Annotated in this window: 17 protein-coding genes and 2 pseudogenes; 5 read left to right on the forward strand and 14 right to left on the reverse strand. The window is 66.8% G+C overall.

Going from position 1 to position 25,172, the window contains the following annotated elements:
* Positions 1-181: 181 nt before the first annotated feature.
* Both MRBLST15_RS03925 and MRBLST15_RS03930 read right to left on the reverse strand, forming a co-directional pair.
* Entirely contained in the window at positions 182-1,132 is a 951-nt protein-coding gene (locus tag MRBLST15_RS03925) for a DMT family transporter (protein ID WP_265953160.1), read from the reverse strand.
* Between the two features lie 70 nt (positions 1,133-1,202).
* Positions 1,203-1,901, reverse strand: coding sequence for a helix-turn-helix domain-containing protein (locus tag MRBLST15_RS03930; protein ID WP_367785276.1), 699 nt, complete (start codon positions 1,899-1,901; stop codon positions 1,203-1,205).
* Between the two features lie 80 nt (positions 1,902-1,981).
* Here MRBLST15_RS03930 and MRBLST15_RS03935 point away from each other — a divergent pair, with 80 nt between their 5' ends.
* Positions 1,982-2,764: a DUF6491 family protein gene (locus tag MRBLST15_RS03935; protein ID WP_367785277.1), complete on the forward strand. Its 783-nt coding sequence runs from the start codon at positions 1,982-1,984 to the stop codon at positions 2,762-2,764.
* Here the strand turns inward: MRBLST15_RS03935 and MRBLST15_RS03940 are convergent.
* The 3 genes from MRBLST15_RS03940 to MRBLST15_RS03950 all read right to left on the reverse strand — a co-directional run bounded on the left by MRBLST15_RS03940 (position 2,761) and on the right by MRBLST15_RS03950 (position 4,724).
* Complete coding sequence (locus MRBLST15_RS03940; RefSeq protein ID WP_367785278.1) at positions 2,761-3,813, reverse strand: linear amide C-N hydrolase; 1,053 nt, start codon at positions 3,811-3,813, stop codon at positions 2,761-2,763. The genes MRBLST15_RS03935 and MRBLST15_RS03940 overlap by 4 nt on opposite strands.
* Before the next feature lie 63 nt (positions 3,814-3,876).
* A complete protein-coding gene (locus MRBLST15_RS03945; RefSeq protein ID WP_367785279.1) occupies positions 3,877-4,290 on the reverse strand; it encodes a DUF6691 family protein in 414 nt (137 codons plus the stop codon).
* Positions 4,287-4,724 (reverse strand): YeeE/YedE family protein, encoded by a 438-nt coding sequence (locus tag MRBLST15_RS03950; protein ID WP_265953165.1) that lies wholly within the window; start codon positions 4,722-4,724, stop codon positions 4,287-4,289. Before MRBLST15_RS03950 ends, MRBLST15_RS03945 begins: the two co-directional genes overlap by 4 nt.
* A gap of 87 nt (positions 4,725-4,811) precedes the next feature.
* On the opposite strand from MRBLST15_RS03950, the gene MRBLST15_RS03955 reads away from it, so the two are divergent.
* The gene (locus MRBLST15_RS03955; RefSeq protein WP_367785280.1) at positions 4,812-5,129 is read left to right on the forward strand and encodes an ArsR/SmtB family transcription factor; all 318 of its coding nucleotides are present in this window, start codon (positions 4,812-4,814) and stop codon (positions 5,127-5,129) included.
* 3 nt (positions 5,130-5,132) lie between these two features.
* Here MRBLST15_RS03955 and MRBLST15_RS03960 read toward each other — a convergent pair whose 3' ends face one another.
* The 5 genes from MRBLST15_RS03960 to MRBLST15_RS03980 form a co-directional block, all read right to left on the reverse strand.
* Complete coding sequence (locus MRBLST15_RS03960) at positions 5,133-5,561, reverse strand: BLUF domain-containing protein (RefSeq protein WP_265953167.1); 429 nt, start codon at positions 5,559-5,561, stop codon at positions 5,133-5,135.
* 82 nt (positions 5,562-5,643) lie between these two features.
* Entirely contained in the window at positions 5,644-6,783 is a 1,140-nt protein-coding gene (locus MRBLST15_RS03965) for a hybrid sensor histidine kinase/response regulator (protein ID WP_367785281.1), read from the reverse strand.
* Positions 6,780-7,355: a chemotaxis protein CheB gene (locus MRBLST15_RS03970; RefSeq protein ID WP_312705237.1), complete on the reverse strand. Its 576-nt coding sequence runs from the start codon at positions 7,353-7,355 to the stop codon at positions 6,780-6,782. Before MRBLST15_RS03970 ends, MRBLST15_RS03965 begins: the two co-directional genes overlap by 4 nt.
* The gene (locus tag MRBLST15_RS03975) at positions 7,355-8,179 is read right to left on the reverse strand and encodes a CheR family methyltransferase (protein WP_251478013.1); all 825 of its coding nucleotides are present in this window, start codon (positions 8,177-8,179) and stop codon (positions 7,355-7,357) included. The genes MRBLST15_RS03970 and MRBLST15_RS03975 overlap by 1 nt, the downstream gene beginning before the upstream one ends.
* A complete protein-coding gene (locus MRBLST15_RS03980; RefSeq protein ID WP_367785282.1) occupies positions 8,176-11,274 on the reverse strand; it encodes a response regulator in 3,099 nt (1,032 codons plus the stop codon). The genes MRBLST15_RS03975 and MRBLST15_RS03980 overlap by 4 nt, the downstream gene beginning before the upstream one ends.
* Positions 11,275-11,425: 151 nt before the next feature.
* On the opposite strand from MRBLST15_RS03980, the gene MRBLST15_RS03985 reads away from it, so the two are divergent.
* On the forward strand, positions 11,426-12,580 hold the full coding sequence (locus MRBLST15_RS03985) for a two-component system sensor histidine kinase NtrB (RefSeq protein ID WP_414716144.1): 1,155 nt from the start codon (positions 11,426-11,428) through the stop codon (positions 12,578-12,580).
* Positions 12,577-12,936 (forward strand): response regulator, encoded by a 360-nt coding sequence (locus tag MRBLST15_RS03990; protein WP_265953173.1) that lies wholly within the window; start codon positions 12,577-12,579, stop codon positions 12,934-12,936. The genes MRBLST15_RS03985 and MRBLST15_RS03990 overlap by 4 nt, the downstream gene beginning before the upstream one ends.
* Before the next feature lie 87 nt (positions 12,937-13,023).
* Here MRBLST15_RS03990 and MRBLST15_RS03995 read toward each other — a convergent pair whose 3' ends face one another.
* The 4 genes and pseudogenes from MRBLST15_RS03995 to MRBLST15_RS04005 all read right to left on the reverse strand — a co-directional run bounded on the left by MRBLST15_RS03995 (position 13,024) and on the right by MRBLST15_RS04005 (position 24,022).
* Positions 13,024-16,725, reverse strand: a complete 3,702-nt coding sequence (locus MRBLST15_RS03995) for a hypothetical protein (protein ID WP_367785284.1) — start codon at positions 16,723-16,725, stop codon at positions 13,024-13,026.
* Positions 16,726-16,814: 89 nt separating this feature from the next.
* Positions 16,815-18,089 (reverse strand): annotated as a pseudogene (locus MRBLST15_RS21045) (OmpA family protein); the annotation flags it as partial.
* Between the two features lie 21 nt (positions 18,090-18,110).
* Positions 18,111-22,898, reverse strand: a pseudogene (locus tag MRBLST15_RS04000) (CshA/CshB family fibrillar adhesin-related protein); the annotation flags it as partial.
* Positions 22,899-23,557: 659 nt separating this feature from the next.
* Positions 23,558-24,022, reverse strand: coding sequence for a GNAT family N-acetyltransferase (locus MRBLST15_RS04005; protein ID WP_265955917.1), 465 nt, complete (start codon positions 24,020-24,022; stop codon positions 23,558-23,560).
* A gap of 298 nt (positions 24,023-24,320) precedes the next feature.
* On the opposite strand from MRBLST15_RS04005, the gene MRBLST15_RS04010 reads away from it, so the two are divergent.
* On the forward strand, positions 24,321-24,842 hold the full coding sequence (locus MRBLST15_RS04010) for a hypothetical protein (RefSeq protein WP_265955915.1): 522 nt from the start codon (positions 24,321-24,323) through the stop codon (positions 24,840-24,842).
* Positions 24,843-25,172: the final 330 nt, after the last annotated feature.

A 25,172-nucleotide genomic window follows, 5' to 3' on the forward strand; every position in this document is an offset into this window, starting at 1 on the left:
CAGCGGGAGCGATCAGACGGACGTTGGCGGCATCAAGGACCATGGCGTACAGAAAACACCGCCGCGATGGCCGCTGTCAAGTGTTGCGACGCAATATTTCCTTGCAGCGATCATCGGCCAACGTGCCGGCATTTGGTTGCAATTGAGACAAACGAGTGATCGTCGGCCTCAATGCGGCGATTCAGCCGACATGTTCGGTGATCGCGCGCGGCGTGCGATGCGCATGCGCACACAGCAGCACGCCAGCGACCAGCAGCACGATCGCCAGCAGTTCCAGCAGGCTTGGCCAGCGTCGCTGCCAGGCGAAGGCATACAGCAGTGCGAACAGGGTCTCGAACACGATCATCTGCCCGGTCAGGGTCAGCGGCAGCAGGCGACTGGCCCGGTTCCAGAACGCGTTGCCGAGGATCGAAGCGACCACCGCAACACCCGCGCTGATGACCCAGAAGCCGCCCCATTGCGCGGCCGTATGAGACCCGCTGTGTCCGATGAACGCCATCGGCACCAGCAGCAACGACAAGCCGCCGGTGGTGACGCCGGTCAGCAGCGACCAGTCGTGGCTGGAGAGATCAGGCCGTCGCGCCAACCAGCGGCTGTTGCCGATGGAGTACAGCGCCCACGAGAACAACGCACCGAACGCGCACAGCAGGCCGATCAGGCGCTGCCGCCAGGGTGTGGCAAGGTGCTCGGACATCAGCGCTTCCCAGCCGACCATCGCCACCCCGAGCACGCACAGCCCCAGCGCCGGCAGCAGTTGCTTCAATGGCACCGCCCCCTGCTCACGCACGCCCACCAGAGTGACCACTACCGGAATCAGGCCGACAATCAACGAAGCAGCGGCGCCACCGGCCCACTGCACCGCCGTGGCCAACAGCAGGAAGTACACCAGGTTGCCGGCCAGGCTCAGCCACAACAGGCCGATCCATTCGGCACGGCCGAGCTTTGGCGCCAGCCGCTTCCAGCGCGGCAGCAGCAGAGCCACCGCGATCAGGCCATAGACCAGATAGCGGCCGGCGGAAAGCTGCAGTGCATTGAAGGTGTCCAGCACGGCGGGAGCGAGGAAGACCACGCCCCACAGCGCACCGGCGGCAATGCCATTGGCGATGCCCAGAGCAATCGGGTTGTTGCGCATTGCAGGTTCTTGGTGGGAGAGCACAGGCCGCGAAGTGTAGGCGGCTGAGGGTTCGGCGTATTGACCGAGGCTACTGGCCGCCCGCCCGCCGCCATGCTGCCGGCGTCTGCCCGCATTCGCGGCGCAGCGCACGGGTCAGTGCACTCTGCTCGGAATACCCTGCGGCCAGTGCGATATCGCTGATCGATGCCGGGCTGACCCGCAGCCGGTGCTTGGCCCATCGCAGCCGGCTGGCACTGAGCCACGCCTGCGGGCTGAGCCCGAACTCGCGCCGGAACACCGCATGGAGGCGGCTTTCGCTGATGCCGACGAAGGCGGCCATGCGCGCGACCGACCATCCCTGCCCCGGCATCGCCTCGACGGCGGCGCACAGGCCCTGCAGGCGCGCGCCGCTGCCCGCCGGGGCGAACATGTGCAGCAGGTCCGGCAGCAGCGCCGGCACCGGCTGCCCTGCCTGCACCCCGGCAAGCCGTTGCCGCAGCGACAGCGGCAGATGCAGCCAGCGCTGCCGGCACAGATGCTCCTGGGTCGCGTCATCAAGCACACCCGGCCCGCAGTCGACAATCACAAAACCGTTGGGACCATCGGCCATCTGGTCGTGCGCCTCGCCAGCCGCCACGAAAGCGCCCTGCAGCAGGTCCAGCCGACCTCCGCGCCCCTCCATCTCGAACTGCAGCTCACCGGCCAGTGGCAGCACCCACTGTGCATAGTCATGCCGGTCCAGCCCAGTGGCCTGGCCGTAGTGCCGCAGGTGGAAAATGGCGCCCATCGGGGCAGTGTGCGCGTGTAACACGGGCCGTGCAAACCGCTGCTATAGCCGGCCCGTCACCCACGCATGGAGTGCAGGTCATGACCCAACAGCAGGTATCCCTGATGCTGGCCGCCAGTCTCAGCCTGGCGCTGGCCACCAGCGCCGCCGCACAGGAGCGCACGCCACCGGCCCCGCACTGCATGGACGCTACCGGCGTCCAGGAAGTGGAGCAGGCATCCCCACGCTCGATCGCGCTGCGTGCCGCCTCCGGCCAGGCCTATCGCATCGACTTCTCCGAGGATTGCCCCGGCGTCCGCGCGGCCACCACGCTGAAGCTGGAAGCACCGGCCGGTTGGGCCTGCGGTCGTCCCAGCGAGCGCGTCGTGGTCGACGGCCGCAGCTGTGCCGTGAGCGCAGTCACTCCGGTGCAGAACCGCGACTACGCCAGCGTTGCGCGCGACAGCGACCGTCTGCGCATGGCCACCTTGCCGGCACTGACCATCAGCGAGCGCAGGGACGTCCGCCGCGGCTTCGGCGGCTCGGCCTCGTACTGCTTCGCCACCCGCAACGTGCGTGGCTGGTCGTCCGACACGCAGGGCATGCTGGTGGAAACGAACCCGCTGCGTAGCGGCGGCCATCGCTTTTACCGAGTCGAACTGGGCAGCCACTGCCTCCAGCTCGACCGCGCACCGGAATTGAGCTTCCGGTCCGGCATGCAGAACGGCCTGATCTGCGGCAACCCCGGCGACCGCGTGGTCACGGCCGACTTCGCCAGCTTCGACGAGCGCAGCGACGCGGTGGCGCCGCTGCCGCGCTACACCCGCCGCGGCGCCTGCACGATCCAGGCGGTTTACCCGGCCTCCAGCCAGGCGTCGAACTAGCCGTCGACGCCGAGGAAGGTGAACGGTGCGCTGGGCACGAAATGGCCCAGTGCATCGCCGGCGAACGTATTGCGCTGGTCGCGGCCGAGATCGAGCTTGAGCACCTTGCCGCCGAAATCGACCTTGTTCAGATCGACCCAGAATGTATTCGGCGTCAGTGCCGACTCGAAGAAGTACAGGCGTCGTTTGTGGTCGGCGACCGTGCGCCAGCGGGTGGACGAGATGTTGGGCTCGCCCGGCGTGGTGATGCCGAACGGTACCGACACGTTGCGGATCACGCTGAACACACTGGCCAGCGCCTCCACCGGATCTTCCGCTTTCGGAATCGCGTTGATGTAGAACGAGGCGCGCGCGAAGCGGTCGGCCGAACGGTTGGTGCCTGGCAGCATCACCGTGCCACCGATCTGCTGCCAGTAGCTGTTCAACGCCAGCTGCTGGTCGAAGACCGGCGAATTGGTCATCACCTGGTAGCGGCGATCGTGGTGGATCACCTGGCGTCCGCCGATGTACTCAACGATCGCGCTGTCACCCGTCGCGTCGGACAGCGACAGGTGCAGCGTCGCCTGGCGGTCCTCGCCCGGCACCTTGTCGGTGACGATCGAATACGGCTCGCGCTGCAGGGCGGTCACGGCCTCTTCCACGGTCGCGAAATTATCCAGCACGTACTGCGCCCACAACGAGATCGACAGGCCAGGCTTGCCGCTGCGCTGGGCCGGATATTCAGACTCGACCAGCCACAGCAGGTTGGCGACCAGGCCCTTCTCGTTCATGCCGTCGGTGGTGGAGATGTCATAGCCGGTGGCCACCACGCTGCCGTAGCGCGCGGTCCAGGCGATCGACCCCGGCCCGGCCTTTCCGGTGCGCGCGATGCCACGCGGCAATACGTAGAGATTGGTGGCGACGTCCACTTTCCAGTCCATCGAGCGGGCGGTGATGACATCGCCGTTGTCGCCCAGATACACAGCGCGCGTGCAGGCCATCGACGGCATCGCCGCCGTCGCCAGTGCCGCCATCAACAACGCGCTGCCCTTCCACTTCATCCGTGCCATGTCGTGCTCCGTTCCCCAGGAAAAGTGATCTGAACCCCGCTACGGTGAGGCAAACGTGAAACCTCAGCGCAGCCAGCGGTCATGCAGCCAGAAACCGGCCGCCATCGCGGGCACGAACCACAGGGCTTCGCGTGCTCCCACCGCCAACGCGGCCAGTGCGGGCCCAGGGCAGTAGCCGACCCAGCCCCAGCCGATGCCGAACACTGCCGCGCCCAGCAGCAACCGCCCGTCGACCGCCCGCGCCGTCGGCAGCTGGAAACGTTCGGCGCACCATGGACGTTGCCGCCGTCGCAGGCAGAACTGGCCCAGTGTGCTGACCAGCAGCGCCGACGCCAGCACCCAGGCCAGCGTGGGATCGAAGTCGCCAGCCACATCGAGGAAGCCCAGCACGCGACGCGGGTCGGTCATGCCGGCGAGCGCGAGGCCGGCGCCGAACAGGCCACCGGCAGCGCCTGCGGCCAACACCCTGCGGCTCATGCCAGGCCTCCGCCGTGGCGCACCAGGAACGTGGTGAGCATCGCGCAGGCCATGAACACCAGCACCGCCGCCAGCGATCGTCGTGAACCCCGGGCGAGGCCACAGACACCGTGGCCGCTGGTGCAGCCATTGCCCAGCCGCGTACCGAAGCCGACCAGGGCACCGGCACCGATCAATTGCCAGGCCGGCAGTGCGTCACGCAGCAGGGCGCGTGGTGGATGTCCTGCGCCCGCCTGCCAGCTCAGCACTACCGCCGCAGCCAACATCAGTCCGAGCAGGAAGGCCCAGCGCCAGCCACGATCACCACGCGGCGCGGCCACCGCGCCGGCGGTGATGCCACTGATGCCCGCCACCCGCCCCAGCGTGGCCAGCAGCAGCACCGCTGAGGCACCGATCAGGCCGCCGCCGGCAATTGCCGCCCATGGCAGGTTCATGCCCTGCCCCACTGCATCGCGCGCATCGCCTTGCCCTTTAATTTAGATTCTCCTAAATTAGGCTTTTCTGAACTATCGGGTCAAGTCATGCCCAGCGTTACCACCGACAGCGCCGCGATGGCCGCGCATGCCACCCAGGCGGCCGCCCTGCTGAAATCGCTGGCCCACCCGGCGCGACTGCGGGTGTTGTGTCGTCTGGTGGAAGGCGAAGCACCGGTGCAGGAACTGCTGACCGTCACTGGGCTGAGCGCGTCGGCGCTGTCACAGCACCTGGCTGTGCTGCGCACTCTGGACGTGGTGGCAACGCGACGGCAGGCGCAGGCACTGCACTATCGGCTGCTGGACGGTCCAGCGCTGGGGGTGCTGCAGGCATTGCACGCGGCGTACTGCGTACCGCAGCGCTAGCGATCAGCCCGCGCTGAGCGCCGGTCGCACGACCTCGGTCAACAGATCCACCGCGGTAAGCAACGCACCATCACCGTTCACCGTGCGGGCGAATCCCGACCAGTCACCTGCGGAAAGCTGGCGCAGCAGCGCAGCGTCGACCGGCAACTCGCGCATCGCCCAGTACGGAAACTGGCGCTGGCCGACCCGGCCGCGCGCCAGCTCGACGATGTCGACATGGCTGCCGGCCTGCAGGATGCGCTCATACACCGAATCGATGCCATCGGGTGGGCCTTCGATGTACTGCAGGAAGCGCTCGCCGTCATTGAGCAGCACGCCGGTCACCCCTGCCAGCTTGTTGAAGCGCGCAGCATCCTCGACCAGCATCTGCAGACGTTCGGCGGACAGATCCGGCTGGGCCTGGCTGACATAGGCGATGGCACGCAGTGGCATGGAGCTTCCTTTGCAAGAGTGGTGCCACGGTAGCAGTTGCGGACGAATTCGTCTCAGTACGCTCACGCGCCAGCTGAAGAATTCAGGAAACCACCACGCTGCGCCCATCACTGCGACGCGGCAGCAACGCCTCGAACACCACCTGCCCAGCGTCGTTGCGCGCGCTCAACTGCCCGCCATGGGCACGCACGAACTGGTCCACGATGTACAGGCCCAGCCCAAGCCCGTTGCTCTGGTGGAAGCTTGCCTTGAAGGGCTCGAACAATCGTGGCAGCAGCGCCTCATCGACATGGCCTGCATTGCTTACGCGCAGCGCGACCACGCGTGCATCGCCGCCATCGACCTGCACCTGCACCGCCGCATCGGCGCCATGGGTGAGTGCGTTGCCGACCAGGTTGGCGATGATCTGGCCCAGGCGATCCATGTCGCCCTGCAGGGTCGAGTCACCCCGCACATCCAGCACGATGCGGTCGGTTCGATGACCGGCACCGGCCTCCACCAGCACCGCACGCGTCACCTCGGCCAGGTCGCAGGCACCGCTCTGCAGGCGCAGGCCACCACTGCGGATCCGCGAGAAGTCCAGCAGCTGCTCGACCATGCGCGCCATCCGCAGCGTGCTGGCTTCCAGGTAGCTCAGCGTCTGCTGCGCACCGGTGTTGTCGGCCGGCAGTTCCAGCGACAGCTTGTCGGCGCACAGCAGGATCGCCGACAACGGCGTGCGCAGGTCGTGGGTCAGCACCGCCGCCATGGTCTCGTTGAGCTTCAGCGCGCGCTCCAGCGCCTCGTTGCGCGCCTTCAGCAGCTGCCGCTGCTGGTAGAGCTCGATGAACACGCTGACCTTGCTGAGGATCACCTGCGGCGCGACCGGCTTGTGCAGGAAATCCACCGCGCCGGTCTCGTAGCCCTTGAATACCCGCAGCGGATCATCCGGCGAGGCGGTCAGGAAGATGATCGGTACATCGCGGCTGCGCTGCGAGCCGCGCATCAGCTCGGCCAGCATGAAACCGTCGATCTCCGGCATGTGCACATCCAGCAGCGCCAGCGCCACCTCGTGCTCCAGCAGCAGTTCCAGTGCCTGCGCGCCGGAATCGGCCAGCAGCAGGTTGACGCCCTCGCGGCGCAGCAGCGCCTCCATCGCCACCAGGTTCTGCGGCACGTCGTCGACGATCAGCAGGTTGACCGGGGCCTGCGACTGGGCAGGGTCCGGTGGCAGCAGGTTCATGCAAACAACTCCTTCAGGCGACGACACATCAATTCAAGGGGCAGCACGGCGTCGGCGCCGGCGTGCTGCAGGGCGGAGGCCGGCATCATCGATGCCTCGGCCTCCTCGGGGCATTGCAGCCAGGCCTGGCCGCCCGCGGCGCGCACCGCGGCCACGCCATCACTGCCATCGCTGCTGGCACCGGTCAGCAGGATCGCCAGCACGCGCGTGCCGAACACGGCGGCGGCGGATTCGAACAGCGGATCGATGGCCGGCCGCGAGAACAGCACCGGCTCGTCCATCGACAGGGCGATGGCCTGTTCGTCCTCCACCAGCAGGTGGTAGTCCGGCGGCGCGAACGTTACCGTTCCGGCCTGCAGCGGCTGCTTGTCCTCTGCTTCGCGCAGGGTCAACGTGCAGTACGGCGCCAGCACATCGGCGATGCGGCTGGAACGGTCGCGCGGCAGGTGCAGCACCACCAGCACCGGCAACGGCAGGCTGGCCGGCAACGCACCAAGCACGATCTGCAGGGCGGCCACGCCACCGGCGGATGCACCGATCACCACCACTGCGGGGCGCGGGACCGGCACCATCAGGCCACCTTCCGGTACAGGCGGTGCTCCCGCGAACAGGCTTCGAACGCATCGTGATGACGACCGAACTGCAGCGACTCCTTGCTGCCCAGGCCGAGGAAGCCGCGATGGACCAGTGCTTCGCGGAACAACCCCACCGCCCGATCCTGCAGGTCGCGGTTGAAATAGATCAGCACATTGCGGCAGGACACCAGGTGCACTTCCGAGAACACCGTGTCGGTGGCCAGGCTGTGGTCGGCGAACACCACGTTGCGGCGCAGCTGACGGTCGAAGACCGCGCCGTCGTAGGCAGTGGTGTAATAGTCCGACAGTGAACCGGTGCCACCGGCGGCAAGGTAGTTCCGGCTGAACTGGGCCAGGCGATCAATGCCGTAGGCGCCGGCCTCGGCCGTGGCCAGGGCCGCAGGGTTGATGTCGGTGGCGTAGACGATGCTGCGCTCAAGCAGGCCTTCCTCATGCAGCAGGATCGCCAGCGACCACACTTCCTCGCCGCTGCTGCAGCCGGCCACCCACAGCTTCACCGAGGGGTAGGTGCGCAGCACCGGCACCACCTGTTCGCGCATCTGCCGGAAATACTCCGGGTCACGGAACATCTCCGAGACCTGCACGGTGAAGAACTGCATGGCCTGGGCGAACAGCTCCGGCTCGTGCAGCAGGCGATGCTGCAGATCCGACAGGCGCTCGCACTCATAACGCTGCATGGCCTGGCTGACGCGACGGCGCAGCGAGGACACCGCGTAACTGCGGAAGTCGTAGTGGTAGCGCTGGTACAGCGCTTCCAGCAGCACCTTCAGCTCCAGGTCGAACAGCGCCTGCTCGTTCATTGCCGCGAGCACCAGACCCGGCACAGCGATACCAGCTTGTCCACGTCGATGGGCTTGGCGATGTAGTCGTTGGCACCGGCCTGCAGGCAGCGCTCACGGTCGTCAGGCATGGCCTTGGCAGTCAGCGCGATGATCGGCAGGTCCTGCAGGTGGCGCTGCGCGCGGATCTCGCGCATCGCCTGCAGGCCATCCTTCTCCGGCATCATGATGTCCATCAGCACCAGGTCCACCTCGCGCTGGGCCAGGCGGTCAACGGCCTCCTGGCCGTTGCGGGCGATCTCCAGCGTCACCCCCAGCGGTTCGAGCACGCTGGACAACGCGAAGATGTTGCGCACATCGTCCTCGGCCAGCAGCACGGTGCGTCCGTCGAGCACGGTGTCGCGGCGGCGCGCTTCGCGCAGCAGGCGCTGCTGGTCGCTGGGCAGGTTGGCCTCCACGCTGTGCAGGAACAGCGTCACCTCGTCGAGCAGGCGCTCGGGCGAACGCGCGCCCTTGATGATGATGCTCTTGGAGTAGCGGCGCAGGCGCTGTTCTTCCTCGCGGCTGAGCGCACGGCCGGTGTAGACGATGACCGGCGGGAAGCCGACATCATCGTTGCCGGCCATGTGCTCAAGCAGGTCATAGCCACTGCCGTCGGGCAGCGACAGGTCCATCACCATGCAGTCGAAGGTGACCGTGCTCAGCTGTTCCACCGCCGCGGCAAGCGTACCGACTGCGGCGATCTGCAGCTGATCGCGGCCCAGCAGCAGTTCCAGGTTGCGGCGCAGATCGTTGTCGTCCTCCACGATCAGCAGGCGGCGCACGTCGCGCTGGCTGGTCTGTTCAAGCTGTTCGATGGCAGCCACCAGGCGCTCGCGCGTGGTCGGCTTGATCGCAAAGCCGATCGCGCCCAGTTCGCGCGCGACCTGGCCGCGATCCATGCCCGAGACCACATGCACCGGAATGTGCCGGGTGTCGGGGTTGCGCTTGAGCCGTTCGAGCACGGTCAGGCCCGAGACGTCGGGCAGGCCGATGTCCAGCAGGATGCCGTTCGGACGCAGGTCCGCCGCCAGCGCCAGCGCTTCTTCGGCGGTCGTGGCTACCACGCAGTCGAAATCGAGCTCGTGCGCCAGCGTCACCAGGGCTTCGGCGAAGACCGCATCATCTTCCACGGCCAGGATCAGTCGCCCGGCGTGGCGACGCCGGCCACGGTCATCGGCCACCGGGGCGGCCGGCGCGGCACTGGGTCGCTGGGCAACAGGCGCAGGGGCTGCTGTCGCGGCGGGGGCCTGCTGTACGGGCGCGGCGACTGCGGTGTCTCCGCCGGCCTCCGCCATCGGTGCGCCCTGCAGGGGCAGCTCGAGAATGAAGCAGCTGCCACGGCCTGGCTCGCTGTCCACCTGGATATCACCCCCCATGCGTACCGCAAGGTCGCGCGAGATCGACAGGCCCAGGCCGGTGCCACCGTAACGGCGGCGGGTGCTGCCATCGGCCTGGCGGAAGGCCTCGAAGATCAGCTGCAGCTGGTCGCGTGCGATGCCGATGCCACTGTCGGAGACCTCGAATCGGATCCGGCCATTACCGCCGCTGCGAACGTGCAGGCTGACCTTTCCGTGCTCGGTGAACTTGACCGCATTGGCCAGAAGATTCTTCAGGATCTGCTGCAGGCGCTGGTTGTCGGCCACCAGCTGGCTGGGGGCCAGGCCATCAGCCTCGATCTGCAGCGCCAGGCCCTTCTGCCGCGCCATCGGCTCGAAGGTCTCACGCAGCCGCTGCAGCACACTGTCGACCACCACCACTTCATCGGCCAGTTCGACGTGCCCCGCTTCGATGCGCGACAGATCGAGGATGTCGTTGATCAGCGCCAGCAGATCGTTGTTGGACGACAGGATGGCGCGGGCGTACTTGACCTGCTCGTCGCTGAGCGAGCCGTCCTTGTTGTCGGCCAGCAGCTTGGCGAGGATCAGCGAACTGTTCAGCGGCGTGCGCAGCTCGTGCGACATGTTGGCCAGGAACTCGGACTTGTAGCGCGAGGTAGCGGCCAGTTCGTTGCTGTTGCGGACCAGCTGGCCCTGCGCGACCAGCAGCGCCTGCTTCTGCGCCTCCAGCTCGTGGGTGCGCTCTTCCAGCTGTACATTGCTCTGCTCAAGCTCGGCCTGCTGCTGTTCCAGATGACTCTGGGACTGCATCAGGCTGCGGCTCTGCTCTTCCAGCTCTTCGTTGGCAACACGCAGTTCTTCCTGCTGCGCCTGCAGTTCTTCGCCTTGGCGCTGCGACTCCTCCAGCAGCACCATCAGCTGCCCGCGCAGCATCGAGGTACGCAGTGCCATGCCGATCGTTTCGGCGCAGCGCTCCAACAGTTCGTCATCCAGTGCACGCTGATCACCCACAACCGAGCGACCGAGCTCGATCACACCGACCACGGCGCCGTCACTGCTGACCGGGGCGAGGATGCGCTCGCGCACAGGCACGCGCCCCAGGCCCGTCTGCAGTTCCAGCGTTGCCGCGTCGCCGCCCTGCAGGTGCCGCGCCAGCTGGTCGCGGGCCACCTGCCCTGCCACCCCTTCCTGCAGGCCCAGCGTCGCCGGGATGCCGGTCGGCAAGGCCAGTCCACCGGTCAGCTGCAGGCGGCCTCCATCCAGTCGATAGAGCGCTCCAACGTCCGCACGCAGGTGGGTCGCCAGTGCCGTCACCGCCGCCTCGGCGATCTGCTCCGGTGCCAGCTCGCCGCGCAGACCAAGCGCCACTGCGTTCTCAGCTTCCTGCAGCCACAGCGCGCGCATGGCCTCCCGTCGCGCCTGGATCGCACGCGATGCGATCAGCGCGATCATCAGGAAAGCGGCGCCGCCGATGGTCCGGTTGACGAACGAGAAGGACGAATTGGTACTGGCCGGCGCCACGTTGTAGCCCACCGCCAGCAGCACGCAGGCGCTGACGGCCACCACGAACGGTACCCGGGCGCTGCGCTGGAACACAGTGACGCCGATGGCCATGAAATAGGCCAGCCACACCGCGTAGCCCAGCGGCACCACCAGTTCCAGCGCGGCCGTAGCCGCCACCAGCACCGCCGAGGTCATCCAGATCCAGCGGTCACGCGTAGTCGCACCAGGACGCATGCAGGTCGGTTCCACATTGGAAAAGGGGGGTGATGTTACTCCGTGTCGCATTCAGCCGCATACGACCAATGGCACGGGCGTTGCGTGCACACCTTCTTCACACTGCACTGCCTACGTTCTCGTGCCTCACACAGGTAATACGCATTTCATCGTGGTCGCTGCCGTTTCGACGCCGTCCGTGTTGACGGACCCTTCCCGACAGCTGCGATTGCTGATCGACAGCGTGCGCGATCATGCGCTGTACCTGCTCGATCCCGATGGCATTGTCTGCAGCTGGAACCCAGGTGCGGAACGCATCAAGGGCTATCGGTCGGAAGAAGTCATCGGCACCCACTTCGGACGCTTCTACCTGCCGGCCGATCGCGATGCCGGCGAGCCGCAGCGGCTGCTGCGCCTGGCGGCGGAAAGCGGGCACCAGGCTGCAGAAGGCTGGCGCGTGCGCCGTGACGGGTCGCCGTTCCGTGCCAGCGTGGTCATCGAGTCGGTGGTCGAGAACGGCGAGCTGGTGGGTTTCGTCAAGATCACCCGCGACATCACCGAGCAGTGGCAGGCGCAACGGCTCCTGCGCGACGCGCAGCGGGCGCTGCGCCAGACCCAGCAGTTCGAGACGGTCGGCCAGCTCAGCCGCGGCCTTGCCCACGAGTTCAACAACCTGCTGACCACCATCGTCAATGCGCTGGACCTGCTGTCGGCACGCATGGGCGATGACGAGCGTGCCAACGCCCTGCTGACCACCGCGCAGGCGGCCAGCGACCGTGGTGCGCTGCTGACCCGGCAGCTGCTGGCCTTCAGCACCGGGCAGACCCTTATCCGCGAAACGCTGGACATCAACGCGCGCATCCGCGACTGGCTGCCGGCACTGCAGGCCACCTGCCCTTCTGGCGTCACCCTGGAAACCGCACTGGCCGGCGGCCTGCCTGCGATACTCAGCGATACCGTGCAGCTGCAGACAGCGCTCGCCAATCTGGTCGGCAACGCTGCGGACGCCACGGTTGGCGGCGGCCGGGTATTGATCGCCACCGCGCTGGAGCACCGCATGGACCCCGACGCCGACACATCCCGGCAACGGACCTATGTAACGTTGAGCGTCTGCGATGAGGGCCACGGCATGGCCCCGGACATCGCCGAGCGCGCGACCGAACCCTTCTTCACCACCAAGGACATCGGCAAGGGCAGCGGCCTGGGCCTGAGCCAAGTGTTCGGATTCACCACCCAGAGCGGCGGTTTCGTAGACGTGTCCACCACGCCCGGTGTTGGCACCACGGTCAGCCTGCTGCTACCCGCCACAGAGGAACCCAACCCATGACCGATGATCCGATCCGCGTACTGATGGTGGAGGACCAGACCGATCTGCGCGAAATGATCGGCCTGGCCCTGCGCGACTTCGGCATCGACGTGGCCACCACGGCCGATGCGCAGGAAGCGGTCGCGCTGCTGCAGGGAGATACGCGTTTCGATGTGGTGTTCAGTGACATCAGCATGCCCAACGGGATGTCGGGCATCGAGCTGAGCGAGCATGTGGCGCGGGACCAGCCGCAGGCGCGGATGATCCTCTCCTCCGGCTACGCGCGCTCGCAGTTGCCCCCGCTGCCCGAGCAGGTGGAATTCCTGCCCAAGCCGTACCGGTTGCGGCAGCTGGTGGAGCTGCTCAAGCAGGCGTGAGGGACAGCTGTTTTGCCAGGCATGGCCTGGCACTACTCGCAGTCTCCGTCGAGGGCTTGCCAGGCATGGCCTGGCGTTGCCCGGTCCTCAATAACGGCCCACCAGGTTCAGGTACCAGCCGCGGTGTGTGTAGTCGAACTTGGTCAGGTCGTCACTGAAGTCGGTGAAGTTGTAGCCCACGCCGACCCGGAAGTTGCGGCCGACATCGCGGTCCACGCCGGCCAGCCAACCCTGCCTGCGGCCACCATCACGCACGTCCAGCAGGCGGTACTCCAGCAGGCCATGCCATTGGTAGTACAGGTCGTAGCGCAGCTGCGCGGCGCCGAAGTTCGTCGCTGAATCGAACCACGGACCGGTGCCGCGGCCATAGCGCACCTCGCCTTCGCGGCGGGCCAGCTTGGCCGCCACTTCCCAGCGCTGGTCGATGCGGTACACGCCTTCCAGCGACAGCACCTGGGTGCGCTGGTCGTAGTCCACGCCGTTGACCTGGCCCATCGTCGACAGGTCGTACAGATAACTATAGCGGCCGAACAGCGCCCAGCGATCATTGTCCCAGGGGCGGTAGGCGAAGCCGAGATTGCCTTCGATGAAGCGGGCGCCGGCCACCGGGTTGATCGCATCGTCGGTGTCGGCGTAGTTGAACCGCGCGACGATCCGCCAGCTGTCATTGAGACGATGACTGAGGCGGTTGGTGCTGACCCACTGCGTGCGCCGCTCCGCACCGGTGTCGCGACGCCACTCCAGCTTGCTCTGCCACTCGGTACCCGGCGACGTACGGCCGCCGGACAGGCTGACAGCCTTGCGATCCACCTGGCTGCTGCTCGCATCCAGCTTGCCATCGCTGAGGGTGAAGCCGGCGTTCCAGCCCACTGCCGGATAGAAATCCATGCCGAAGGTATTCGCCAGACCCGATTCCTGGCCGGATTTCAGGAACTGGCTCTCGTTGAACACGTTGACCTGGTCGGACAGGCGCCAGCGCTGGCCCAGCGTCCAGCCGTCCTGCGCGTTCGGGCTGAACAGCGGGTCGTACTCACTGCGGTCGGTGGACTGGGTGAACGCACCATAGAAGCTGTGCTGCGGGGTCAGCTTGTACTCGGCATTGACCTGCGCAGCGCTGCCACGATCACCATCACTGACCTCGGCACCGATCGTGGACAGGTTGGCGAAGGTGTAGGTACCACCGGCGACCACCGCGTCATTGTCCGCATAGCGGCCATGATCGTCATCGACGGTCAGCTGGCCACCCCCATAGAGGTCCAGCGCGGTGCCGATGCGATGGGTGTAGCGCGCGGCCGCCAGCACACCGGCATTGCTGCCGATGCCGCGGTCTTCCTGCACCCGTCGCAGCTCGGCCGACACGCGGTCGTTGTCGCCGATCCGCCATTCGGCGGTGGCCTGGGCCTGGATCAACGATTCATTGCCGCGCCGTGCTTCGCTGTAACGCGCGTACAGGCTGAAATCGTCGGTGACGTAGCCCAGCAGCTCGGCGCCCTGCTCACGCACACGCTGGCCGGTGTCGAAGCGGCCCACCGAGTAACCACCGTCGACCTGCCGCCACCAGGCACCGGCACTCCAGTCGCGCTGGGTCCAGCCCAGCTCGCGCAGATTCACCCGAGCCTCCACCGCGGTCGCCTCGCCTTCGCGCGGCCCTTCGGGGTTGAGGCGGGTGAAGCTCAGGCCACCGTTGTCGGAGAAGAACACCGGGGCACTGGTCGCCTCGCTGCGGCTGTGTTCGACCTTCAGGTAGGTGCCACGCCCGGCCTGCAGGGTCAGGTCCGCACCGCGCAGCGAGTAGTCCTGGCCGGCGCGCTGTTCGTCGACGTAGGTCGCCCCCACTGCCACGTGATCGCCGAACCAGTGCTTGCCACGTACGCCGGCGGTGATGTCGTCATTGTCGAAGCCGGTCGGCACCCATTCGTAGTCGACGATCAGCCGCTGCTCGTAGCCGTCCAGCGGCACGTCGCGGCTGATCCGGCGCAGGTTCTCGCGGCTGACCTGGGCCAGCGGCCGGGTCAGCAGGATGCGTCCCTGCAGCGCGTCGATCTCGTAGTCCGCACCGCGCACCAGCGACACCCGCTGCTCGACGCGGCCGGTGGTGCGGTCACGGATTTCCAGCACCACCTGGTCCGAGCCGCGCAGGATGCTGGCGTGGCGCAGGTAGTACAGGCTGCCGCCGGTGCCGATGAACTCGCTGTGCCCCGGCGCGGTCTCGGCCTGCGAACCGAACAGGCGCAGTTCGGTCTGCGCATCGCCCCAGGCATTGGCGCCGCGTGAGCGCCACGACACCGCCGCACCGTACAGCGAGCGCACGTACTGGGCGTATTCGGTACCGCTCAGGCCGGTGTTGTAGTTGCCCCACAGTGCCTGGTTCTTGTCCCAGTCCATGCGCAGGTAGAAGCGCCCCATGCTGTCGACGTCGCGCTGGGTCAGCGAATCGTCGCCGTAGGTGGGGTAATACAGGTCCGGATCCAGGCTGCGGAACAGGTCCTGCGGATCGGCGGTGGTGAAGCCGGTGAACAGCCCGTCCAACGGCCGGTTCTGGGTATCGGCCTGTGCAGTCAGCAGATAGCGGCCGCGCGTCTTGGCCTTCAGATAGAACGCCAGGCGCCCGTCACTGAGTACATCGTCATCGCGCTCGCCACGGGCGACATCGCGGCCCGCACCACTGGCCTTGTTCTGGTACACCGTGACGTCGGCCAAGCCGACGCCGAACAGATAGCGGCCGCTGACATCCACCTCAAGGGTCCGTGCGATCGCCGGTGCGTCGGGTCGCTCGACCCGCACATCGAACGCGTGATGGCCGACCGGCATCAGGTATTCCGCGGCGAATTTGCGATCCTGGTCCAGCGGATAGCTTTCGCCGTTGATCTTCAGCACCGCGCCAAGCGGCAGGTCACGGCCGCGCAGGCGCACGCGCGAGCCGTACACCGGGATGTTCTGCTGACGCAGGCCGTTGCTGTCGAACACCTGCTCCAGCAGCGACAACGAAGCGGCCTGGTTGGCATCAACGGAAGTTCCGCGGCGATCTTCCAGGGCGTCACGCAACTGCTGGTTGCCACGCTCCACTTCGGCCAGCGTCACCAGCTGCATGGACTGCGCAGACATCTCATCGACATTGCCCTCGGCATCGTATGCGCGCAGCACATAGAGCAGGCGGTCACCGCGACGCAGTGGCGTGGACGCCGGCAGCGTGCCGTCCCAACTGCCCTGCCCGACCGCAGCCACAGGCAGTTCAAAGGTCGCCAGGGGCGCGACCCGGTCACTGTCGCTGCCGCGGTAGATGCTCACTTCCAGGCGTTTGATGAACGCGGTGTAGTTGCCACGCACGAAGAATTCGACCGGTCGCACGATGCGGCCCTGGTCGAACGCCACCATGCCCGGCGCCGAGATCGACAGCTCGGGCTGTCCCATGGCGGGGTCTTCGGTGGCCCAGATCGCGCCGCCTTCCGGTAGGCGGATCATGAACTCACCGCGCACGGTCGCCTTGCCCGGCTCGTCCAGGGCAACACTTACGCGGCGGTCCGGCTGCAGTACCTGCGACGACGAACGCTTCGACGTGCCGTCGGTCACCGGCTCATCGAAGCTGCGCGAGCGCAGGGTGAACAGCAGGTCGCCGTCGGCGCTGCATTGATTGCTCTCGCAGTGGATCGGCGCGGCGTCGCTGGACGTGACGTTGGCCGGCGGTGGCACCGCCTGTGCGGTTGCTGCCAGGCTCAACAGCAGCGCTTGGTACAACGCGGCGCGGTGCAGGCGGGCAGGACGCCGGACGACAGAGTGATGGGCGCTCATCGGCGGGCCTCCTGTTGGCGGGCCGCCGCGCGGGTGGCGGCGGTCTCCTCGTTGCGCACGCGCAGACGCTGCTGCACGGCGGGGCTGAGCTGGACGCGCAGCGCTTCGAACACGGCATTGGCACGGCGCAGGCCCAACGCCTGGTTGTAGACGTGGCTGCCACGCGCATCGGTATGACCGACCAGGCTGACCTGGCCGCCCCCCATCTGCTCCAAGCGCGCGGCGATCGCGGCCAACAGCGGCTTGAACTCCTCGCGGATCACCGCCTTGTCGGTGTCGAACAGCACGTTGCCGAGCAACGCACCACCGGCATCAACGCCAGCGACCAACGAGTGCGGATCGCGCACGTCGGTACGCAGCTGCACACTCAGGCCAGCGCGCGCCCCTTCGGCCACCTCGGCCTGCAGCGCATCACGCACGGCCACCGCACGGGCGAAGGCCAATGCCTGGCTTTCGCCGTTGGCGGCAATCACCACGTCGCCGCCCTGGTAACGGTCAACCACCTCGGCCATCTTCGCCAGCACCGGGCGATAGCTGGTGCGCAGTTCGCTGCTGCCCGGGGCGAACAACACCTCGCCCAATGCCAGCTCAGCGCGCTCGGCGGCCGCCTGCGGCGACGGCGGCAGGCGCACGCCGAAGCTGAAGCGGGTCGGCACGCCCTGGGTGACCCGTCGCAGCAACGGATTTTCGGTGGTCAGCTCGGAACCACCCGGTACCGTTGCCGGGTCCAGCTTGACGATGAAGTTGCGGCCCAGCCGTGCATCACCGCCGTGCACATCGGCCAGGTGGTAACGACCGAACGGATCGGTTTCGATCAGCAGGCCCTCCACCGTGGCCAGGCGCACGCCGGGAATGCCCTGTTCCTGGATACCGTGGTTGCGGATCACGTAGGCCACTTCATAACCCTCGGCCACCCGCGCTATCTCGCGATGCACGACCGGCTCCGCCGCGGTCAGGCCCTTGGCCGCCTCGCCACTGCGATGCACGGTTGCGCCACCCTGCGCATCCAGCTGCAGGCGATGGCCCTGTGCGCTTTCCAGCACGAAATCATCGGTGAAGGACAATTCGCGCAGGCGCTGCCGGATCACCACCTGGTGGCTCTCGACAGTATCCGAGGTGGATGCAAGCCCATGCACCACGCCCACCTGCACGCCATGCAGCAGCGGCGCGCTGGCATCGGCCAACGGCTGCGGGCCATCGCCACGATCCAGCGTGGTCGAACCCGGCACGTAGGCAGCCGGTGCGAAACCACCCTGCACGCGCACGCCCGTCAGCTCCGCACTGTCCTGCCAGCCGTCGCCATCGCGATCATCGAACACGGTGCCGAACACCAGGCTGTCTTCCAGCAGCGGATCGGCATCCATGCGCACTTCAGCGGTCCCCACGTTCGACAGCGGGGTGCCGTCGTCGGCAGTGGCCACGGCCTGGTTGATGTGATTGCCGGCGCGCACGCCCGCACCCACACGCAGCAGGTAGGTGATGGTGGCACTGCGGCCCACGGCAATGTCGACCGCGCCGATGCGCAGCGGAGTCTGGCTGCCGCCCAGCGAGAACGCGCCGTCGTCGTCGGCCACGCGCATCGAGCCATCCACGTAGCTGAAGCCCGGCGGCGGTGTGTCGACCACCACGCCGTCGCGCCAATGACTGCTGCCGACGTTCTCGACCACCAACTGGTAGCGCACCAGGTCGCCGACCTTCACCAGCCGCGGGTTGGCGGTCTTGGTGATGCGCAGCGCGAAGTCCGAGATCACCTTGTGCCGCGTTTCGCAGGTGCTGCACTCCGGCGGCGGCGAACCATCCGGGTACTGGCCGCGCAGGCGGTTGAGCACTTCCGTGCGTGCTTCCTGGTTGACGATGGCCTGGTAGACGAATTCATGCTGACCCACCGGCGTACCGGTCGGCAGCGTGCAGACGATGTCGGTGCCCTGCTGCACGCAGCCTACCGGCAGCGTGTCCACGCTCAGCCCGGCATCGGGCGTATCCAGCAGCTGCAACGGCTGCCGCAGCGAAGCGCGCTCGACGGTGGCCCGCAGGGTATAGCGCAGGCGGTCGCCCGGACGCACTTCACTGCCACTGGCCGGGCCGGACAGCTTTTCCAGCACCACGCGCGGCTCGGCCAGCACGTGTTCGGTACTGCAGGTGCCGGTGCAGGTGGGGGTGTCGCCGCCACTGCCCAGCACCGCATTGCGGACGCTGCCACTGGCCTGCGCGTTGACCTGCGCGCGGTAGCCCAGCGTGTAGGTCCCGGGTGCGGTGCCCGCCGGCAGCGTGCATACCAGCGGATTGCTGGCGTTGCAGGTAAAGGCGCCCGGCTGGGTCACCGACTGCAGGTCCAGGCCTGCGCCCAGCGTATCGGTCAGGGTGAGCACATCGCTGGTCTGCGAGTTGGCGACCACCACCTCGACGCTGTAGTCCACCGCGTCACCAATGTTGACCGGCGATGCGGTGCTGGAGGACTTGCGGTAAGTGACCGTCGCCGCCAGCACCGGGGTGGTGGTGGTGCAGTCGGTGGTGCAGGTGTTGGTTCCTGTGCCACTGCCAAGCACGGCGTTGCTGACGCTGCCCTTGGCCTGCGCATTCACCGTCGCGGTGTAGTTGACCGTGTAGGTACCCGGTGCGGTGGCGGCCGGCAACGTGCACACCAGCGGATTGGCGGCGTTGCAGGTGAAGCCGGTGATGGCGGTGACCGAACCGAAGTCCAGGCCCTGCCCCATCGTGTCGGTCAGGCTGAACACAGCAGTGGTGCGCGAGCGGCTGACCACAGCGGTAAGGGTGTAAGCGATGCTGTCGCCCACCTTGACCGGGCCGGCGGCGGCCGAGGTCTTGCGGTAGTCGATCTGGCTGCCTGCCACCGGCGTGGTGGTATCGCAGTTGACGGTGCAGTTTGGGTTGTCACCGCCGCTGCCCAGCACCGCATTGGTCACCTGGCCGGTGGCCTGGGCGTTGACCACTGCGGTGTACGACAGGCTGTAGCTGCCCGGTGCGGTACCGGCCGGCAGCGTGCACACCATCGGGTTGGCCGCATTGCAGGTGTACGCACCAGCGCTGGTCACGCTGCCGAAATCCAGGCCGCTGCCCAGCGTATCGGTCAACGTCACCACGTCGGTGGTGCGCGAGTTGGTCACCACCGTGGTCAAGGTGTAGGTCAGGCTGTCACCCACCGATACTGGGCCGGCGCTGTTCACCGACTTGGCGTAGCTCACGCCCGGCGTCGCCACCGGCGTGGTGGTATCGCAGTTGGCCGTGCACGAAGGTGTGTCGGTGCCGGTGCCGAGCACGGCATTGCGTACCGTGCCGCTGGCCTGCGCGTTGACCGTAGCGGTGTAGCTCAGGCTGTAGGTGCCCGGCACCGTCCCTGCGGGCAGCGTGCACACCAGCGGATTGGCCGCATTGCAGGTGAAGATGCCGGCGCTGGTCACGCTGCTGAAGTCCAGGCCGCTGCCCAGCGTATCGGTCAGGGTGACCACATCGGTGGTGCGCGAACGCGCAACGGTCACGCTCAGCGTATAGCCGATGCTGTCGCCCACCCGCACCGGTCCGCCGGTGGACGCCTGCTTGGCGTAGCTCACCTGCGGGCTGGCCAGTGGCGTGGTGGTGTCACAGCTGCCGACACACGACGGATTGTCGGGACCACTCGGCACGACAGCATTGCGCACCTGGCCAACCGCCTGTGCGTTGACGATGCCGGTATACGAGAGCGCGTAGGTGCCGGGCACCGTGCCGGCGGGCAGCGTGCACACGAGCGGATTGCCGGGCACGCAGGCAAGGCCGCCGGCATTGGTCATGCCGCCGAAGTCCAGGCCGGTGCCCAGGGTATCGGTCAATGTGACGGCAGCGGTGGTGCGCGCATCGGCCACGACCACGCTCACCGTGTAGGCAACGCTGTCGCCCATCGCGACCGGGCCGGCCGTACCGCTGGCCTTGGACACCGAGATGCGCGGCGCCGCCACTGGCGTGGTGGTGGTGCAGTTGCTGCTGCAGGTGGGAGTGTCGGTGCCGGTGCCAACCACCGTATTGACCACCTGGCCACTGGCCTGTGCGTTGACGGTGGCTGCGTAGGTCAGGCTGTAGGTGCCCGGTACGCTGCCCGCGGGCAGCGTGCACACCAGTGGATTGGCCGCATTGCAGGTGAAGGCGCCGGCATTGGTCACGCTGGCAAAGTCCAGACCGGTGCCGAGGGTGTCGGTCAGGGTCAGCAGGTCGCGGCTGTTGCCATCGGCAATGGTGACGTCGACGGTGTAGCTCACCGTCGCTCCGACCGTCACCGGTCCGGTGGTGTTGGAGCGTTTCGCATAGCTCACCCGGGTGACCGGCACGGTCACATCGCTGCGGGTGCAGTGGTTGGCGTCGGTGCACGCCTCGCCCGGTGCGGGCGGATTGCCGCCGTTGAACGGATCGTAGCCGCCACCGACGCTGGCATGGTTGCGCAGCAGGCCACTTGCCGATGCGGACACCGTCACCGGCAGGGTGAAGCTGCTGCTGTCACCGGCGGTGCCAGCTGCCGACAGCACCTGGCTGCTGGTGCAGGTCACCGCCTGGCCGCTCGCCGTACAGCTCCAGCTGCCGCTTGTGAGGGTACCGGTCCAGTTCGGCACGATACCCGCCGGCAACTGGTCGCGCACAGTGATCACACCCGCCGGGACGTTCGGCGGATTACCGGTCGGCACGCTGGTGGTGTTGCTGATCGTCAGCGTGTACTGGGTACCGGTCTGGCCATAGTTCCAGATGCCGCCGGTGGCATTGTTGCTCTTCACCACCTTCAGTGCGGGAGCAGTGATGGTGATCAGGTGGTCTTCCACTTCACCGTCGTCAGCCACGCCGGTCGGTTGCTGGATCTGCGCCGCATTGGTCGCATAGCGCAGGCGCACGTAACTGGTACCGGCGCTTACCTGCGCGGGGACGGTCCAGCTCAGATTGGCCCCGCCGCCACTGCAGGCAGCGGTGTTGCTGCGCTCGCCCGGGTCGAAGGTGCCGTTGCGGTTGAAGTCGATCCAGCCGGCCACGCTGCCGTTGCCCACGCACGCCACCGGTTGGCCGATCTGGGTACCGGCCTGCATCACCGTCAGCACGTAGTTCGTCGGCCAGGCGTTCTCTTCGTTGGGATTGCCCGCGGGGAAGTTGTCGTCGCCCTTCGCATCGGCGCTGTAGCTGCTCTTCTGCTCGGTATCCGGGCCCACGGTGCCGAGGAAGTCGGTCAGCGGCGGTGCCAGGCCGCCCGGTGTATAGCCAGCGGTGTTGATGTTGGTGGGGGTGGCATTGACCGGCAGGCCATCCGGGCGGAACTGCAGATCGTCCACCACGTGCATGGCGTCGCCATAGCTCTGCGGCGCATCGCCGAAGTCGGCGTAGGGCACCAGCAGGCCGATGGCGATGGCGGTGGTACCGCCGCCGCGCATCGAAAAGCCCATGTTCACCGCAAGGTTGCCCGGCGCATGCGCTGCATTGTCGAAATTGAGGAACGTCACCGCAGCGGTGTTGTTGTCGTTGCCCGGCCCGAAGCGGATCACGCTGTTGCTGCCGCTGCTGGACTTGGTCACGTTGTAGGCACCTGCGCCGAGGTTCTTGCGCATCTCCACCACGTTCCAGGTGCCCAGTGCGCTGGCTTCGACGAACTCGCCGCTGTTGTTGATCGACTCGGCGTCGGCCATCACCACGCCGCGCAGACGATAGGGCGCACCGCCCAGCGTCGAGACGCAGTTGATTTCGAAAGAGGATGTGCCGGTGCTGCGCGAGATGCCCGCGATCAGCTGGTTGGCACCGCCAGCGCCACCGACGTTGTACAGGTCATCCAGGCTGTCGCCGCTGAAGTTGCCGGGACGGTAACTCTGCAGGATGCCACCACCGCTGATGTTGGCCAGGCTGCAGCTGACGTTGAGGTCGATGCCGGAGGCAACGGGCATGGAGATCGACGAGGTATCGCCATTGTTCAGCGTCACCCCGTGCGTGCCCAGCGCCGAGCCGCCGCCCCAGGTCAGCCACAGCACCGTGTTGCGGTATGGGCTGGTGCCGCCGGTCGCGTAGGCCGCGGCCCAAGCCGACGATGGCAGCATCAAGGAGAGCAGCAACAGCAGGCCGACGGCCAGCCATCGTCCGGCCCGGCCGGGGTGTGCACTTTTTTCAGGATGAACGGATTCACCGCCCGCGCTGATGCGCGACGTCGTCGACTGCCACATGTTGGTTTTTTCCCCGTCATCGGCCCCGCAGGGGAGCCGCTGTTCAGTGGGTTGCCGGGGATGGTTCTCCCGGACCCGGAGACGCGTACGAATGCGTGTCTGCCGGCTCCGTGGCGACTACAACCATCCCTGGACCCTGTTGGTCAGGTGCGCAAAACTGTGACGAAGATAACACAATGCAAACAATTGTGTGATGCACGTCACATTTAAATTTGCTGAATTTGGCGTCGGCCCCGCGAGCACAGCTGTAGCAACCGGCCTCCGGGGGCTCGTGCACGGATCCGGCAGCCGGACCGCCCTTTCCGGCAATTCGTCACGCATTTTCGGAGCCGGGACGAGGAGACAGGCAGGGGCGCGCACAAAAAAACCGCCGGGCCATGGGCTACCGGCGGCATTGAAATGGAAGGGAAATCACGCCGCACCTGGCGGCGGCCGTGCTGCTACCAGGGGATGAAAAGCAGGATCAGCACGATCACCAGCAGTACGGCGGCAACGGTCAGCAGCACGTTGCGCTGGCGCCAGGAAGGCTTGGGGGTGCCGGGGGTATTCATGGGGGGCGCTCCTAGGCAACCGATGGGGACAGCACCAGACTGCCGAGTCCGCTTGCAGCAGCGCGTGCAGGTGATGTGCAGCGGGAGTGGAGAGCGCTCTTCCGCGGCTCAGCCGGTACGGCGGGCCATGAACAGCAGTTCCGGCGTGGATGCGTCTTCGATGTCGACGAAGCCAAGTTCGCGGTACAGCGCCACGGCGGCCAGATTGTCTCGATAGACCTTCAATGTCAGTTGCACTGCATCGGTGTGGCGAACGGCTTCGGCGCACAGTGCGGTCATCAGTATCCGGCCCAGGCCACGGCCACGTACCTGTGGCGACACGATGATGCGCCCAAGGTGGGTGCTGCCCGGTGTCGTCCGCCAATACTGGCCGAAGCCAACGCAGGTGCCGTCGCCATCCAGCAGTGCCCAGCCCGGGCGCGCAGGCAACGCCAACGCAGCGGCGAAGGCATCGGCAGGCAAGGGAAATGGCACACCGGGGCCGGCCCAGCGCAGGGTCGCCGCAGGCGAGTCGAGCCAGCCGGCGATGACCGCGAAGTGCGTAGGAAAGACGGGCTGCAGGAGATGATCCATGGTGCCGGCAGTGTAGCGGGCGCGCGTCGATGCGCCCGACGTGGATGGTGACCCCAGCCCGATTCGAACGGGCGACCTTCCCGTTAGGAGGGGGGGCGACTCGGCCATATCTAGCAATGGCTCCAGAAGGAACTGCGCCAAAGCTGTGCCATTTGCCTCGACGTTGGTGAAGTGGAGGCGTTCGGGCGACGAACGCCTGAGATGGCTCACCCTTCCCCTCCCCCAGGAGTTTGCAGGTTTGCACGGCCTGCCAGAGCTCTATAGATTTGAGGCCCAGAGGGCCCTTGAGGTTACATTCGTGAGCGGCATGGATCTGCTTGGACTGCTACTGATGCTCGGCCAGGACGCCGCTCCGCCGGCTACCGCCGGGGTTACGCAGGAAGAGATTGCCGTTGTCGCTGCCGAAGCGGTTGAATCGGCCAAGTACTATGCCAACTGCGCTGGCTGGTGGGATTTCCTGGCCACTCACGAGCGAGAGGCCGGCCGACCGGCTTCTGCCGAGCAGTTCAAGAACCTGGGAAATGGCGCGCAGACTGCGGCATTGTGGCTGCATGGTCAGGCATATTCTTTGACTGCGACCGAACCTGCTCGCTACAAGACTTGGTTACCACTGGTTGCGCCCCTACGGGAGGCCGCAGCTATTAGAGCGGCTGCCATGGCGGAACATGGAAAAATCGACTTGGTGCGATCGGAATTGCAGCGATGTGAGGCATTGCTGGAGAGCCAGCAGCGGGCCATCGACAGTATCCGGAATGACAATGTTCAACGGGAACTGGATGCCTCGACCTCGGGAGACCAGTCCCGGCCCACGACGAAATAGCCAGGTGTGAGCAAGACTTATAGTTCGGCAGCTTGAAAACCTGCTTGGCTATGGAACCAAATCACAGACTTGCATTGAATTGTTTGCTGGCGCAGGCAGGCTGGCCTTGGGCCGCAGGGGGACAGGTCGGAGTTTTCTGGAGGTTGGGCGCTCCAACCGTGGGGGCGACGTCGGTGCACAGGGATATCGTCCCGTCGTACCGCTGGCCGAACCAGAGCAGCCGCAGCAGGTGACGTGCACCCAGGCCCTTGATTCTGGTGACCCCGGCCCGATTCGAACGGGCGACCTTCCCCTTAGGAGGGGGGCGACCCACCCTTGGGACAGTGGGCG

It is taken from the genome of Stenotrophomonas sp. LST15-1-1.1, assembly GCF_040815575.1.
Lineage (GTDB): Bacteria > Pseudomonadota > Gammaproteobacteria > Xanthomonadales > Xanthomonadaceae > Stenotrophomonas > Stenotrophomonas lactitubi_B.

Coding starts and splice junctions, on each gene's coding strand:
- MRBLST15_RS03955 (WP_367785280.1), top strand. CDS start 4,812: ATGCCCAGCGTTACCACCGACAGCGCCGCGATGGCCGCGCATGCCACC.
- MRBLST15_RS03950 (WP_265953165.1), bottom strand. CDS start 4,724: ATGAACCTGCCATGGGCGGCAATTGCCGGCGGCGGCCTGATCGGTGCC.
- MRBLST15_RS03965 (WP_367785281.1), bottom strand. CDS start 6,783: ATGAACCTGCTGCCACCGGACCCTGCCCAGTCGCAGGCCCCGGTCAAC.
- MRBLST15_RS03930 (WP_367785276.1), bottom strand. CDS start 1,901: ATGGGCGCCATTTTCCACCTGCGGCACTACGGCCAGGCCACTGGGCTG.
- MRBLST15_RS04005 (WP_265955917.1), bottom strand. CDS start 24,022: ATGGATCATCTCCTGCAGCCCGTCTTTCCTACGCACTTCGCGGTCATC.
- MRBLST15_RS03945 (WP_367785279.1), bottom strand. CDS start 4,290: ATGAGCCGCAGGGTGTTGGCCGCAGGCGCTGCCGGTGGCCTGTTCGGC.
- MRBLST15_RS03975 (WP_251478013.1), bottom strand. CDS start 8,179: ATGAACGAGCAGGCGCTGTTCGACCTGGAGCTGAAGGTGCTGCTGGAA.
- MRBLST15_RS03980 (WP_367785282.1), bottom strand. CDS start 11,274: ATGCGTCCTGGTGCGACTACGCGTGACCGCTGGATCTGGATGACCTCG.
- MRBLST15_RS03990 (WP_265953173.1), top strand. CDS start 12,577: ATGACCGATGATCCGATCCGCGTACTGATGGTGGAGGACCAGACCGAT.
- MRBLST15_RS03925 (WP_265953160.1), bottom strand. CDS start 1,132: ATGCGCAACAACCCGATTGCTCTGGGCATCGCCAATGGCATTGCCGCC.
- MRBLST15_RS03940 (WP_367785278.1), bottom strand. CDS start 3,813: ATGGCACGGATGAAGTGGAAGGGCAGCGCGTTGTTGATGGCGGCACTG.
- MRBLST15_RS03960 (WP_265953167.1), bottom strand. CDS start 5,561: ATGCCACTGCGTGCCATCGCCTATGTCAGCCAGGCCCAGCCGGATCTG.
- MRBLST15_RS03970 (WP_312705237.1), bottom strand. CDS start 7,355: ATGGTGCCGGTCCCGCGCCCCGCAGTGGTGGTGATCGGTGCATCCGCC.
- MRBLST15_RS03995 (WP_367785284.1), bottom strand. CDS start 16,725: ATGAGCGCCCATCACTCTGTCGTCCGGCGTCCTGCCCGCCTGCACCGC.
- MRBLST15_RS03935 (WP_367785277.1), top strand. CDS start 1,982: ATGACCCAACAGCAGGTATCCCTGATGCTGGCCGCCAGTCTCAGCCTG.